12 protein-coding genes and 1 pseudogene are annotated in these 12,615 nt (G+C 72.4%); 2 read left to right on the forward strand and 11 right to left on the reverse strand.

Going from position 1 to position 12,615, the window contains the following annotated elements:
• Positions 1 to 61 precede the first annotated feature (61 nt).
• The 11 genes and pseudogenes from O7613_RS15930 to O7613_RS15980 all read right to left on the reverse strand — a co-directional run bounded on the left by O7613_RS15930 (position 62) and on the right by O7613_RS15980 (position 9,666).
• Positions 62 to 1,261, reverse strand: coding sequence for a hypothetical protein (locus tag O7613_RS15930; protein ID WP_282289179.1), 1,200 nt, complete (start codon positions 1,259 to 1,261; stop codon positions 62 to 64).
• Positions 1,262 to 1,427: 166 nt separating this feature from the next.
• On the reverse strand, positions 1,428 to 2,066 hold the full coding sequence (locus O7613_RS15935; RefSeq protein WP_282289180.1) for an acVLRF1 family peptidyl-tRNA hydrolase: 639 nt from the start codon (positions 2,064 to 2,066) through the stop codon (positions 1,428 to 1,430).
• Positions 2,067 to 2,084: 18 nt separating this feature from the next.
• On the reverse strand, positions 2,085 to 2,711 hold the full coding sequence (locus O7613_RS15940; protein WP_282289181.1) for a LysE family transporter: 627 nt from the start codon (positions 2,709 to 2,711) through the stop codon (positions 2,085 to 2,087).
• 248 nt (positions 2,712 to 2,959) lie between these two features.
• Positions 2,960 to 3,361 (reverse strand): metal-sulfur cluster assembly factor, encoded by a 402-nt coding sequence (locus O7613_RS15945; protein WP_282289182.1) that lies wholly within the window; start codon positions 3,359 to 3,361, stop codon positions 2,960 to 2,962.
• A 71-nt stretch (positions 3,362 to 3,432) separates the two neighbouring features.
• Positions 3,433 to 3,891 (reverse strand): annotated as a pseudogene (sufU, locus tag O7613_RS15950) (Fe-S cluster assembly sulfur transfer protein SufU); the annotation flags it as partial.
• The gene (locus tag O7613_RS15955; protein WP_282289183.1) at positions 3,891 to 5,198 is read right to left on the reverse strand and encodes a cysteine desulfurase; all 1,308 of its coding nucleotides are present in this window, start codon (positions 5,196 to 5,198) and stop codon (positions 3,891 to 3,893) included. The gene O7613_RS15955 and the pseudogene sufU, both read right to left, overlap by 1 nt.
• Positions 5,199 to 5,204: 6 nt before the next feature.
• On the reverse strand, positions 5,205 to 5,978 hold the full coding sequence (gene sufC / locus O7613_RS15960; protein WP_281587605.1) for a Fe-S cluster assembly ATPase SufC: 774 nt from the start codon (positions 5,976 to 5,978) through the stop codon (positions 5,205 to 5,207).
• The gene (locus tag O7613_RS15965; RefSeq protein WP_281587604.1) at positions 5,978 to 6,304 is read right to left on the reverse strand and encodes a non-heme iron oxygenase ferredoxin subunit; all 327 of its coding nucleotides are present in this window, start codon (positions 6,302 to 6,304) and stop codon (positions 5,978 to 5,980) included. Before O7613_RS15965 ends, sufC begins: the two co-directional genes overlap by 1 nt.
• Complete coding sequence (sufD, locus tag O7613_RS15970; RefSeq protein WP_282289184.1) at positions 6,304 to 7,449, reverse strand: Fe-S cluster assembly protein SufD; 1,146 nt, start codon at positions 7,447 to 7,449, stop codon at positions 6,304 to 6,306. The genes O7613_RS15965 and sufD overlap by 1 nt, the downstream gene beginning before the upstream one ends.
• A gap of 85 nt (positions 7,450 to 7,534) precedes the next feature.
• Positions 7,535 to 8,965 (reverse strand): Fe-S cluster assembly protein SufB, encoded by a 1,431-nt coding sequence (gene sufB, locus O7613_RS15975; protein WP_281587602.1) that lies wholly within the window; start codon positions 8,963 to 8,965, stop codon positions 7,535 to 7,537.
• Complete coding sequence (locus O7613_RS15980) at positions 8,962 to 9,666, reverse strand: ArsR family transcriptional regulator (RefSeq protein WP_281587601.1); 705 nt, start codon at positions 9,664 to 9,666, stop codon at positions 8,962 to 8,964. The genes sufB and O7613_RS15980 overlap by 4 nt, the downstream gene beginning before the upstream one ends.
• A gap of 131 nt (positions 9,667 to 9,797) precedes the next feature.
• On the opposite strand from O7613_RS15980, the gene O7613_RS15985 reads away from it, so the two are divergent.
• Positions 9,798 to 10,760: a COX15/CtaA family protein gene (locus tag O7613_RS15985; RefSeq protein WP_282289185.1), complete on the forward strand. Its 963-nt coding sequence runs from the start codon at positions 9,798 to 9,800 to the stop codon at positions 10,758 to 10,760.
• A 67-nt stretch (positions 10,761 to 10,827) separates the two neighbouring features.
• Entirely contained in the window at positions 10,828 to 12,495 is a 1,668-nt protein-coding gene (locus tag O7613_RS15990; RefSeq protein WP_282289186.1) for a right-handed parallel beta-helix repeat-containing protein, read from the forward strand.
• Positions 12,496 to 12,615 lie beyond the last annotated feature (120 nt).

The raw sequence follows: 12,615 nt of genomic DNA on the forward strand, positions 1-12,615 counted from the left end.
CGGGGGCCGTCGGTCCGCGCTGCGGAATGTCTCCGCGGCGCGGACCGGCGGCCCCCTGTCGTCAGCCCGGCATCGTCACCTGGGCCGGGGTGGGCCGCTGGGTGGTGGTGCCGTCGCCCAACTGCCCCCCGCTGTTGTCGCCCCAGCACCACAGGCCGCCGTCGGTGCGGATCGCGCAGGCGTGGTCGGTGACCGCGAGGCCGCCGGTCCAGGTGGTGGCGTCACCGACGCGGGTCGGCGCGGACCGGTGGGTGGTGGTGCCGTCGCCCACCTGGCCCATCGAGTTCTTGCCCCAGCACCACAGGCTGCCGTCGGCGCGCGCCGCGCAGGACGTGTCGCCACTCGCGGCGACCCGGCTCCACGTGGTGGTCGTGCCGACCTGCACCGGCGAGGTCTGGAAACTGCCGCTCACGCCGAGTTGCCCGTACCCGTTCTCGCCCCAGCACCACAGGCTGCCGGACCGGATCCCGCAGGTGTGGACGTAGCCGGCGGTGACGCCGGTCCAGTTGTTCGCGGTGCCCACCTGCGCCGGCGTCGGCTGGGCGCTCAGGGTGCCGATGCCGACCTGGCCGTCCGAGCTGAGACCCCAGCACCACAGCGTGCCGTCGGTACGGAGGCCGCAGGTGTGCGCGTAGCCGGTCGAGACGCTCGCCCAGTTGGTCGCGGTGCCGACCTGCAGCGGCGTGGTCGCCACGTAGGGCGAGGCGCCGACGCCCAACTGGGTGGTCCGGTTGAAGCCCCAGCACCAGAGCGTGCCGTCGGTGCGCACACCGCAGGTGTGCAACGGCCCGGCGTCGACCGTGGCCCAGTTGGTGGCGGTGCCGACCTGCACCGGGGCGCTCCGGCTCGTGGTGGTGCCGTCACCGACCTGACCCCGGAAGTTCGAGCCCCAGCACCACAACGTGCCGTCCGTCCGGACCGCGCAGGTGTGCCCGGTGCCACCGTCGACCGCGGTCCAGGTGGCGCTGCCCACCCGCGCCGGAGTGTTCCGGTTCGTGGTGGTCCCGTCGCCGAGCTGTCCACCGTAGTTCGAGCCCCAGCACCACAGCCCCCCGTCGGTCACGATCGCGCACGTGTGCGCGCCGCCCGTGGTGACTTTGCTGACCGCCGGGGCCGCGAGCGCGGCGGCGGAGGTGACGCTCGCGGTCGCCGTGCCCGCCGTGAGCACGACGCTCCCGGCACACATCGCCACCGCGACGGCGAGGAGCCTCGTCGCACGGCGCCACCGGGCCCGCAGCCGGCCGTCCTGTTGTCCGCTCATGAAATTGTTCTCTCCCAACGATGTCGGTGCTCGGATGGCGGAGGCGAAGCTGCCCCGGCGGGTCGCCCGGAGACCCACCACTTCGTGACACCGACCTTAGGCATCGTCTTTGCTCGATGCACTATCGCTCAGTGGGATTGACCTGCCTTGATGCGATCTTTCCCGTTCAGCGGACCAGGATGTGGACGGCCCGGGCGGCGGCGACGGCGGCCACGAGCACCGCGTGCCGCGGCTCGGGCACGTCGAGCAGACGCTCCGCACGCAGCGCCGCCAGCGGGGCCAGCCGCCGGTCGGCCAACACCGTGTCGACCGCCCGCCGGTCACCGCCGCAGACCAGCGCCGCGAGCGTGCCCACGGCCGGCAACAGCAGGCGTACCGCGAGGTCGGCCGCGTCGCCCAGGGCCGCCTTCGCCTGGTTGTCGCGCCGCCGGGCGAACCGCTGCTGGGACCAGCCACCCGCGGCGGTGCGGCCCTGCACGTACCGCGTGTCCACCTTGGAGACCATGAGGTCGGTGCCGTCCGCGACGCCGACCGCCACCGCGCCCTTGCGGGCCAGCAGCAGGCCGAGCCGGCGGGGAGCCGCGGCGACGCCGACGAACCCGGGCAGGTCCGGCGCCGGGCGGGCCCCGGGCGGGGAGTGCAACTCGGCGGTGGCGCCGTCCGGGGCGGTCAGCAGCAGCCCGTACCCCAGGGCGGTGGTGGTGGGCGGGCCGTGCCGGTCGGCGAAGCCCTCGACCCAGCGGGTGACGCGGGCCGGGTCGACCTCGACCCACCGGCCGCCCCCGGCTGCGGGTCGGCTGCTCATGGCACGACGGTACGCGGTTCAGCCGGACAGCAGGGTGCTGGCCGCGAGGCCGGCGATCAGCGCGCTGGAGACCAGGCCGGTGACCAGCCGCCCGCGCGGGCCGGTCAGCACGCGGCCGACCACGGAACCGCCGCCGGCCACCAGCAACTGCCAACTCGCCGAGGCCACGAACGCGCCGGTCACGAACAACGCCGCGGTGACCGGATCCGGGTCGGCGGCGTCCCGGCGACCGAGCACCAGGGCGGCGAAGTAGAGCACCGTCGCCGGGTTGAGCAGGGTCAGCCCGAGCAGCGCCGCGTACGCCCGGCCCGGGGTGCGCAGCCCGCGACCGGCCGGTGCCCGCGGGACCTCACGCCGGCCGGACCAGGCGCGCCAGAGGCCGTGCCCGGCGACGCCGAGCAGGACCAGCGCGGCCACCACCCGCAGTGGCCCGGCAACCGGGGCGAGGACGCCGGCCAGCCCGGCGCCGCCAAGCGCGGCGACCGTGGCGTAGAGCCCGTCGGCGGTGGCCACGGCGAGCGCGGCGGCAGCGCCGACCCGGAACCCGTCGCGTGCGCTGAGCCCGAGGATGAGCACCGCGATCGCGCCGACCGGGATCGCGACGCCGTAGCCGGCGACCAGCCCGGCCAGGAACGCGCCGGTCACGACGGCGGACGACGGGTCGAGGCGGCCGGCAGGGCACGCTGTCGGCGCGCGCGGAAGCCCGCACGGACAGGAGCCTGCTTCGGGTACGCCTCGATCACCCACTCATCCTGCGACCCGCCCACACTCCCCCGCCACCCTTTTCCCCTCCACCCCACCCCACCCCCACCTCGGTGCGGGTGGGGTGGGGTGACGCGATGGGCGCGGCGCCCCGGTCGGGGTGCCGCGCCCATCGCGGTGAGTCGGGAGGGTCAGACGTTGAAGCCCAGGGAGCGGAGCTGGTCGCGCCCCTCGTCGGTGATCTTGTCGGGGCCCCACGGCGGCAACCAGACCCAGTTGATCCGGATGTCGTTCACCAGACCGCCGCCCGGGCCGGTGGTGAGCGCCTGGCGGGCCTGGTCCTCGATCACGTCGGTGAGCGGGCAGGCCGCCGAGGTCAACGTCATGTCCAGGGTGGCGACGTTCTCGTCGTCCACGTGCACGCCGTACACCAGACCCAGGTCGACCACGTTGATGCCCAGCTCGGGGTCGACGACGTCCTTCATCGCCTCCTCGATGTCGCCGACGGCGGCCTTGCCACCGCCCGGCGTCACCGGGTTGTCGGTCGCCACCGCGCCGGTCTCCGGCGTCGTGGTGGTCTCGTCGTCGCTCATGCCGCCCCCTCGCTTCGCTCGGCGCCGGCATGGGACACCGCCGCGCCGTGTTGGTGATTCGCCTTCGACTCGGGGCTCACGCCCACCCCGGCGCGTGCCGCGGCGTCCTTGAACGCCATCCACGACAGCAGCGCGCACTTGACCCGGGCCGGGTAGCGCGCGACACCCGCGAACGCCACCCCGTCCCCGAGCACGTCCTCGTCCGGCGTGACCTGGCCACGCCCGGACATCAACTCGACGAACGCCTCGTGCACCACGGCGGCGTCGCCCGCCGCCCGGCCGCGCAGCAGCTCGTGCAGGATGCTCGCCGACGCCTGGCTGATCGAGCAGCCCATTCCGTCGTACGAGATGTCGGTGAACACGGTGCCGTCGGTCGCCACCCGCACGGTGATCTCGTCGCCGCAGGTCGGGTTGACGTGGTGCGCCTCGCCGACCGTGGCCGCCGGATCCGCCGCGTCCCGCAGGCCACGGCCGTGCGGGTGCTTGTAGTGATCCAGGATGATCTCCTGGTAGAGGGACTCAAGCTGCATCAGTCGAACACCTTCCGCACCCGCTCCAGGCCCGCCACCAGCGCGTCGATCTCCGCCGTGGTGGTGTAGAGGTAGAACGACGCCCGGGTCATGGCCGGCACCCCGAAGCGGGCGCACACCGGCTTGGCGCAGTGGTGGCCGACCCGCACCTGCACGCCGAGCGAGTCGAGCACCTGCCCGACGTCGTGCGGGTGCACGTCGCCGAGGGCGAACGAGATCGTCCCGCCCCGACCGACAGGCACGGACGGGCCGAAGATCCGCAGCCCGGGCACGGTGGCGAGGGCGTCGAGCGCGTACGCCGTCAGCTCCTTCTCGTGCCACCGGATCGCCGGCATGCCGACGCCGGTCAGGTAGTCCACCGCCGCGCCGAGCGCGACCGCCTCGGCGATCGGCGGCGTGCCCGCCTCGAACCGGGCCGGCGGCGCGGCGAACGTCGACCGCGCCATCGTCACCGTCTCGATCATCGAGCCACCGCCCATCACCGGTGGCATCGCGGCGAGCAGCTCGCCCCGGCCCCAGAGCACGCCGACGCCGGTCGGACCGCACATCTTGTGCCCGGTGAAGACGATGAAGTCGGCGTCCAGGTCGACCACGTCGATCGGCAGGTGCGGCACCGACTGGGAGCAGTCGAGCAGCAGCATCGCCCCGACCTGGCGGACCCGCTCGGTGATCCGGGCGGTGGCGTTGACCGTGCCGAGGATGTTCGACACGTGCACCAGGGAGACGATCTTCGTCCGCTCGGTGACCAGGTCGTCCAGGCCCGACTCGTCCAGCCGGCCGCCGTCGGTGACCGGGAACCAGCGCAGCGTCGCGCCGGTGCGCTCCGCCAGCAACTGCCACGGGACGATGTTCGAGTGGTGCTCCATCTCGGAGATCACGATCTCGTCGCCGGGGCCGAGCCGGAACCGGTCGTCACCGCCCGCGCCCACGGAGGCGTTGGAGAACGCGTACGCCACCAGGTTGATCGCCTCGGTGGAGTTCTTGGTGAACACCACCTCGTCCACGCTCGGCGCGTGGACGAACGCGGCGATCTTCGCCCGCGCGCCCTCGTACGCCTCGGTCGCCTCGGTGCCGAGCGTGTGCACCGAGCGCGACACGTTGGCGTTGTGCATCGCGTAGTGCTCGGCGAGCACGTCGAGCACCTGCCGCGGCTTGTGCGAGGTGTTGGCGCTGTCCAGGTAGACGAGCGGGTGGCCGTTGACCTCCCGGTCCAGGATCGGGAAGTCGGCCCGCACCGCCGCCACGTCGAACCGCGGCACGTCGTCGTACTGCGGCATGCCCGCCGGGATCGCGATGGAGGAGGTCATGTCAGGTCAGACCCGCGCCGCGCCGGCCCCGGCGACGTACCGCTCGTAGCCCTCTTCCTCAAGCTTGTCGGCCAGCTCACGACCGCCCTGCTCGACGATCCGGCCGGCGACGAAGACGTGCACGAAGTCCGGCTTGATGTAGCGCAGGATCCGGGTGTAGTGGGTGATCAGCAGCATCCCGGTGTCGCCGGTGTCGCGGACCCGGTTCACACCCTCGCTGACCACGCGCAGCGCGTCCACGTCGAGACCGGAGTCGGTCTCGTCGAGGATGGCGATCTTCGGCTTGAGCAGCTCCAGCTGCACGATCTCGTGCCGCTTCTTCTCGCCGCCGGAGAAGCCCTCGTTGACGTTGCGCTGGGCGAACGCCGGGTCCATCTGGAGCTTCTCCATGGCGCCGCGCAGCTCGCCGGCCCAGGTGCGCAGCTTCGGCGCCTCGCCGTCCAGGGCGGTCTTCGCGGTACGCAGGAAGTTGGCCACCGACACGCCGGGGACCTCGACCGGGTACTGCATGGCCAGGAAGAGGCCGGCGCGGGCCCGCTCGTCGACGGACATGGAGAGCACGTCGGAGCCGTCGAGGGTCACCTCGCCGCCGGTGATCTCGTACTTGGGGTGGCCGGCGATCGAGTAGGCGAGCGTCGACTTGCCGGAGCCGTTCGGGCCCATGATCGCGTGGGTCTCACCGGAGCGCACGGTCAGGTCGACCCCGTGCAGGATCGGCTTGAGCTCACCCTCGGGCAGCTTGACCGACACCTTCAGGTCGCGGATCTCCAGGGTGCTCATCAGCGGGTCACTCCATTGCTCGGCGTCAGACTGACAAAGATGTCGCCGTCGCGGACTTCGACGGGATAGACGGGTACGGGTTCGGTCGCGGGCAGGCCGGTGGGCTCACCGGTACGCATGTCGAAACGGGATCCGTGCAGCCAGCATTCCAGCGTGCAGCCCTCGACCTCGCCCTCGGAGAGCGCCACGGCGGCGTGCGAGCACTCGTCGTGCACGGCGTAGAACACGTCGTCCTCGCCGTGCACCACGGCGATCTGCACGCCGTCCACGTCGACGCTGATCGCCGCGCCCTTCGGCACGTCCTCGGTCGGACAGATCCGGATCATCAGGCGCCGGCCTTCGCGAGACGGGCCTCGATCGCGTCGCCGAGCCGCTCGCGCAGGTCCTCGACCGGGATCTTGTTGATCAGCTCGGCGAAGAAGCCCCGCACCACCAGGCGCCGCGCCTCGGCCTCCGGGATGCCCCGGGCCATCAGGTAGAACAGCTGCTCGTCGTCGAACCGGCCGGTCGCGCTGGCGTGCCCGGCGCCGGCGATCTCGCCGGTCTCGATCTCCAGGTTGGGCACCGAGTCGGCCCGGGCGCCGTCGCTGAGCAGCAGGTTCCGGTTGATCTCGTACGTGTCGGTGCCTGTCGCCTCGGCCCGGATCAGCACGTCGCCGACCCAGACGGTGTGCGCCTCGTCGCCCTGGAGCGCGCCCCGGTAGCCGACGTTGCTGCGGCAGTCCGGCACCGAGTGGTCGACCAGCTGCCGGTGCTCCAGGTGTTGGCCGGAGTCGGCGAAGTAGAGGCCGTACAGCTCGGCCTCGCCGCCGCGCTGGGTGTATTCCACAGTGGTGTGCTGCCGGACCAGGTCACCGCCGAGGGTCACCTGCACGTGGACGATCCTGGCGTCCCGGCCCAGCCGCACCTTCAGGTGCTGCGCCTGGACCGCGTCGTCAGCCCAGTCGGCGACCGTGACCAGGGTCAGCTTCGCCCCGTCCGCCACCGTCACCTCGACGTTGTCGGCGAGCGTCGCCGAGCCGACATGCTCCAGCACCACTGTCACCTCGGCGAACCGACCCACCTCGACGAACGTGTGGCCGAACGCGAGGGCCCCGGCGTCCTCGCCGACCGCCCGCAGGCGCACCGGCGCGTCCACCACGGCGTCGCGGGCGACCGCCACCAGCAGCGCGCCCTCGGCCCCGCCGTAGGCGAGCGCGCTGACCCGGTCGAACGGGGTGAGCACGCTGCCCACCCGCGGGTCGTCCCGGCCGACCCGGTCGACGGTGACGCCCTCGGGCAGGTCGGCGTACTCGTGCCGGACCGTGCCGCGCGGCGAGCCGGAGCCGTCACCCGTCAGGCCGCGGAGGCGCTTGAGCGGGGTGAAACGCCACTCCTCCTCCAGGCCGGTCAGGGCCGGGAAGTCGGCGACGTCGTACGAGCGGAGCGCCTGCGACTTGGTCGTGGGCGGCGCGGAAGCCTGGGTAGTCATCTCTTCCTTGGTCTGTTCAGCGACGCGGGATCAGTGAAGCCGGAGGGTGGGCCGGGCACGAGGCCCGGCCCGGGGCCGGGCGGCGTCAGCCGACCGCGCCCTCCATCTGCAGCTCGATCAGGCGGTTGAGCTCGAGCGCGTATTCCATCGGAAGTTCCTTGGCGATCGGCTCGATGAAGCCGCGCACGATCATCGCCATCGCCTCGTCCTCGCTCAGGCCCCGGCTCATCAGGTAGAAGAGCTGGTCGTCGCTGACCTTGGAGACGGTCGCCTCGTGCCCCATCGACACGTCGTCCTCACGGATGTCGACGTACGGGTAGGTGTCGGAGCGGGAGATGGTGTCGACGAGCAGCGCGTCGCACTTGACCGTGCTGCGGCTGCTGTGCGAACCCTCGAGCACCTGCACCAGGCCGCGGTAGGAGGTGCGGCCACCGCCGCGGGCGATCGACTTCGACACGATGGTGCTGCTCGTGTGCGGCGCCGCGTGCACCATCTTGGCGCCGGCGTCCTGGTGCTGGCCCTCGCCGGCCATGGCCACCGAGAGCACCTCGCCCTTGGCGTGCTCGCCGGTCATGTAGACCGCCGGGTACTTCATGGTGACCTTGGAGCCGATGTTGCCGTCGACCCACTCCATGGTCGCGCCCTCGTGGCACACGGCGCGCTTGGTGACCAGGTTGTAGACGTTGTTCGACCAGTTCTGGATGGTGGTGTAGCGGCAGCGCGCGTTCTTCTTGACCACGATCTCCACGACCGCGCTGTGCAGCGAGTCGGAGGAGTAGAGCGGCGCGGTGCAGCCCTCGACGTAGTGCACGTACGCGCCCTCGTCGACGATGATCAGCGTCCGCTCGAACTGGCCCATGTTCTCGGTGTTGATCCGGAAGTATGCCTGCAGCGGGATCTCCACGTGCACGCCCTTCGGCACGTAGATGAACGAGCCGCCGGACCAGACGGAGGTGTTCAACGCGGCGAACTTGTTGTCGCCGACCGGGATGACCGTGCCGAAGTATTCCTTGAACAGGTCCTCGTGCTCCTTGAGGGCGGTGTCGGTGTCGAGGAAGACGACGCCCTGCTCCTCAAGGTCCTCACGGATCTTGTGGTAGACGACCTCGGACTCGTACTGCGCCGCGACGCCGGCGACCAGCCGCTGCTTCTCCGCCTCCGGGATGCCCAGCCGGTCGTAGGTGTTCTTGATGTCCTCGGGCAGGTCCTCCCAGCTGGTGGCCTGCTTCTCGGTGGACCGCACGAAGTACTTGATGTTGTCGAAGTCGATCCCGGTGAGGTCCGCGCCCCAGGCCGGCATCGGCTTGCGCCCGAACAGGCGCAGGCCCTTCAGGCGCAGGTCGAGCATCCAGGCCGGCTCGTTCTTCTTGGCCGAGATGTCCCGCACCACCGCCTCGTTCAGGCCACGCTGGGCGGCGGCGCCGGCGACGTCGGAGTCGGCCCAGCCGTACTCGTAACGACCGAGGGCGGCGAGCTGCTCCTCCTGGGTCAGGGGCTGGACGATCTGCTCGGTCATCTATCTGTCCTCACAGTGGTGACGGTGGAACCGGACTGGGCGGGAATGTGCGTGGTGCACACGCCGTCGCCGTGCGCGATGGTGGCCAGGCGCTGCACGTGGGTGCCGACCAGACGGGAGATCACCGCGGTCTCGGCCTCGCACAGCTGGGGAAACTCGGCGGCCACGTGCGCCACCGGGCAGTGGTGCTGGCAGAGCTGGCCGCCGGAGGCGATCGTGGACGCGTTGGCAGCGTAGCCCTCGGCGGTCAGCGCGCCGGCGAGCGCCTCGGCCCGCGCGAGCGGGGCGTCACCGGCGTCCTCCATGGCGGACCGGCAGCGCGCCTCAAGCGCGGCGACCTGGTCGGCCGCGAACTCCGCGACCGCCTCGTCGCCGCCGGTGCGGGCGATCCACCGGAGCGCGGCGGTGGCCATGTTGTCGTAGTGGTGGGTGCCGCAGCGCACCCGCGCCGCCTCGGTCAGCACGAAGACCTTGGCCGGCCGGCCCCGCCCCCGGCTGCCCCGCACCACCTGCTCGCGGGCGACCACGTCACCGTCGGCGAGCATCGCGTCGAGGTGCCGGCGGATCGCCGCCGGGCTGAGGCCGAGCGCCGAGCCGAGCTGCGCGGCGGTGGTCGCGCCCCGCTCCAGCAGCAGCTGGGTGACCCGGTCCCGGGTCGGCGGGTCGGCAGGCACCGTCGCACCGGCGACCGTGCTGGTCACCGGCCCTCCGGACAGCGCTGCCACGTTTTTCACAACGGCAACGTTACGTAATTCGCGCGAGGCCCGCAAACCCGGGGTCCGGTGATCCCGACCACCGGAGCGGCGGAGTCACCCGATCGGGATCAACTACGATGCGTAGGATTCGCGGGGTGAAGCGTTCCGTCCGGTTCCCGGTCTCCCCCACGCTGCTGCGTCGGCTCGCGTACACCTCGATCATCGCGAACGTGGCGATCGTGGTCACCGGCGGGGGCGTCCGGCTCACCGCGTCCGGCCTCGGCTGCCCCACCTGGCCCCGGTGCACCGACGAGTCCTACACCACCACGTCCGAGATGGGCGTGCACGGTGTGATCGAGTTCGGCAACCGGCTGCTGACGTTCGCGGTGGGAATCATCGCGCTCGCCGTGGTGCTTGCCGTGCTGGCCCAACGCCCGCGCCGCCGGGGGCTGCTGCCGCTGGCCGTGGGCGTGCTGCTCGGCATCCCGGCCCAGGCGGTCGTCGGCGGGATCACCGTGCTCACCAACCTCAACCCGTGGGTGGTCGGGCTGCACTTCCTCGCCTCGATGGCGGTGATCGCCGCCGCGTACGCGCTCTGGCGGCGCACCGGCGAGCCGGACGGGCCGGTGACCCCGACCGTGCCGGCGCCGCTGCGTACCCTCGCCTGGATCACCGCCGTGGTCACCGCGGCCGTGCTCGTGGTCGGCACCTGGGTGACCGGCAGCGGCCCGCACGCCGGCGACCACGGCGCGGCCCGCAACGGCCTGGACCCGGAGGCGATCTCCCAGGTCCACGCGGACGGCGTCTTCCTGCTGATCGGCCTCTCGGTGGCGCTGCTCTTCGCGTTCCGCGCGGTCGGCGCGCAACGTGCCGCCCGGGCCGCCGGGGTGCTGCTCGCGGTCGAGTTGGGCCAGGGCCTGATCGGCTTCGTGCAGTACTTCACCCACCTGCCGGCGGCGCTGGTCGCCGCGCACATGCTCGGCTCCTGCCTGGTGCTGCTGGCCACGCTGGGCGTGCTCTGGAGCACCCGGGAACGGCTCCCGGACACGCCGCCGGCACCTGCCACGCCCCTCGCCGAACCGGTCGGCGCCACCGCCTGAGTCGGGCGTTACCACCGGGCGGAAACGGGAAAGCGGCCACGGACCGCACGCCCGAGGGGAGCCGCCGGTGTCGCGCAGGAGCCTTGCCACCACCGCCCCGCAGCGGCTCACCCCGGTGGCCGGCGCGCCGCTGTGGTGCGACGCCCGCGAGCACGGCCTCGCCGGCGACGGGGTGACGAACGACCAGCCGGCACTGGCCGCGCTGGTGGACCGTCTCGGCGCCGGCTACGACGCGGACGGGCGGGCCCGGGTCATCCACTGCCCGCCGGGCCTCTACTCCATCCGTGACGCCGGCACGGTCTGGCGCAGCGGGGTCTCGCTGATCGGCGCCGGCCCGGCGGCGACCCGCTTCCTGCTCAGCAACGAGGGCAACCGTGCCGACCCGGTGCCGCTGGCCTACTGGACCACCGTGCAGCACGGCGCGGACCGGGACCGGCACATCGCCGACTGCACGTTCGCCGACTTCGAGATCGACGGCTCCGGGGTGGCGCAGACCGCCTACGACTACCTGGCCAAGGGCCTCGGGTTGCAGTATGTGGTGCGGGGCGTGTTCCGCAACCTCTACATCCACCACACCGGCGCGACCGGGCTCGGCTGCGACTTCCTCCAGGACACCCTGATCGACGGTGTGGTCGTGGTGGGCTGCGGCCGGCTGGACAACGGCCAGCAGATGGGCGGCGCGGGGATCGGCGTCGGCGTCGGCGGCTGGGGGGACGTGGAGCGCCTCACCATCGCCAACTGCACCACCGTCGGCAACGGCACCAACGGGATCTTCCTGGAACTGCAGAAGGACTACTGGACCCCGCCGCGCGGTATCCGCATCATCGGCTGTCACAGCCAGGCCAACCGGTTCGGCATCTCGGACTGGGGCGCGGACGGGCTGATCGTCTCCGGCTGCACCATGACCAACAACCTGGAGGCCGGCTTCGACGTGTCGGCCAACGGCACCGCCGGAATCGCCGGACGCGGCGGGCTGCTCACCGGCAACGTGATCGACTGCAACGTCGGCGACGGGATCAGCATGGGCGACACCCCCGGCCCCTACGCGGTGCAGGGCAACCGGATCAGCCGCAACGGCGGTTACGGCTACCACGAGCACGACCTCGGCCACGGCTACCGGGGCGCCGCCGCGGACGTGGTGATCCAGGACAACGACATCCGGGAGAACGCGCTGGACGGCATCCGGATCGACCGGCCGATGCTTGACGCGTCGATCGTGGGCAACCGGATCCGCGACAACGGACGCCGGTCCGCGCCCGCGCACCGGGGCTCCGGCGACGCGGTGCGCTACGGCCCGCGCGAGGTCACCGACGGCGCGGCGGACTGGCCGGCCGGCGGGCACCGGGGCAAGGTCGTCCGCGTCGGCACCCGGGAGGCCGTGGTCGCCGAGAACACCGCCGACCGGCTCTCCCTGGCCGAGGTACGCCCCGACGGCGCCACCGCCTGGAACGAGGCCACCCCGGGGCCCGGTTCGGCGTACGAGTTGCCGGACGGGCCGGCGGCCTGTGCCGGCATCACCATCGCGGCACCCTTCGACTCCGCCACCGTCCGGGCCAACCGGATCTGGCAGCGTGACGCCGACACCCAGGAGTACGGCATCTGGATCACCGAGGCGGGGAGTTGCGTGTCGTGCGCGGTCGAGGACAACGATCTCGCCGGGTCCCGGGCCGCGCTGCGGCTGGACACCCCGCCGATCGGCGGTCGCTGGGAACGCAACCACACCGGCCGGGACTGAGGCGCCGTCCGCTGGGGCGGCTGGGGCGGCTGGGGCGGCTCCGGCGGCTCCGGCGGCTCCGGCGGCTCGGACAGCTCCGGCGGCTCGGACAGCTCCGGCGGCTCGGACGACTCGGACAGC

Origin of the sequence: Micromonospora sp. WMMD975, from assembly GCF_029581215.1 — a bacterium.
Classification (GTDB): domain Bacteria; phylum Actinomycetota; class Actinomycetes; order Mycobacteriales; family Micromonosporaceae; genus Micromonospora.

Coding starts and splice junctions, on each gene's coding strand:
- O7613_RS15930 (WP_282289179.1), bottom strand. CDS start 1,261: ATGAGCGGACAACAGGACGGCCGGCTGCGGGCCCGGTGGCGCCGTGCG.
- O7613_RS15935 (WP_282289180.1), bottom strand. CDS start 2,066: ATGAGCAGCCGACCCGCAGCCGGGGGCGGCCGGTGGGTCGAGGTCGAC.
- O7613_RS15945 (WP_282289182.1), bottom strand. CDS start 3,361: ATGAGCGACGACGAGACCACCACGACGCCGGAGACCGGCGCGGTGGCG.
- O7613_RS15955 (WP_282289183.1), bottom strand. CDS start 5,198: ATGACCTCCTCCATCGCGATCCCGGCGGGCATGCCGCAGTACGACGAC.
- sufC (WP_281587605.1), bottom strand. CDS start 5,978: ATGAGCACCCTGGAGATCCGCGACCTGAAGGTGTCGGTCAAGCTGCCC.
- O7613_RS15965 (WP_281587604.1), bottom strand. CDS start 6,304: ATGATCCGGATCTGTCCGACCGAGGACGTGCCGAAGGGCGCGGCGATC.
- sufD (WP_282289184.1), bottom strand. CDS start 7,449: ATGACTACCCAGGCTTCCGCGCCGCCCACGACCAAGTCGCAGGCGCTC.
- sufB (WP_281587602.1), bottom strand. CDS start 8,965: ATGACCGAGCAGATCGTCCAGCCCCTGACCCAGGAGGAGCAGCTCGCC.
- O7613_RS15985 (WP_282289185.1), top strand. CDS start 9,798: ATGCGTAGGATTCGCGGGGTGAAGCGTTCCGTCCGGTTCCCGGTCTCC.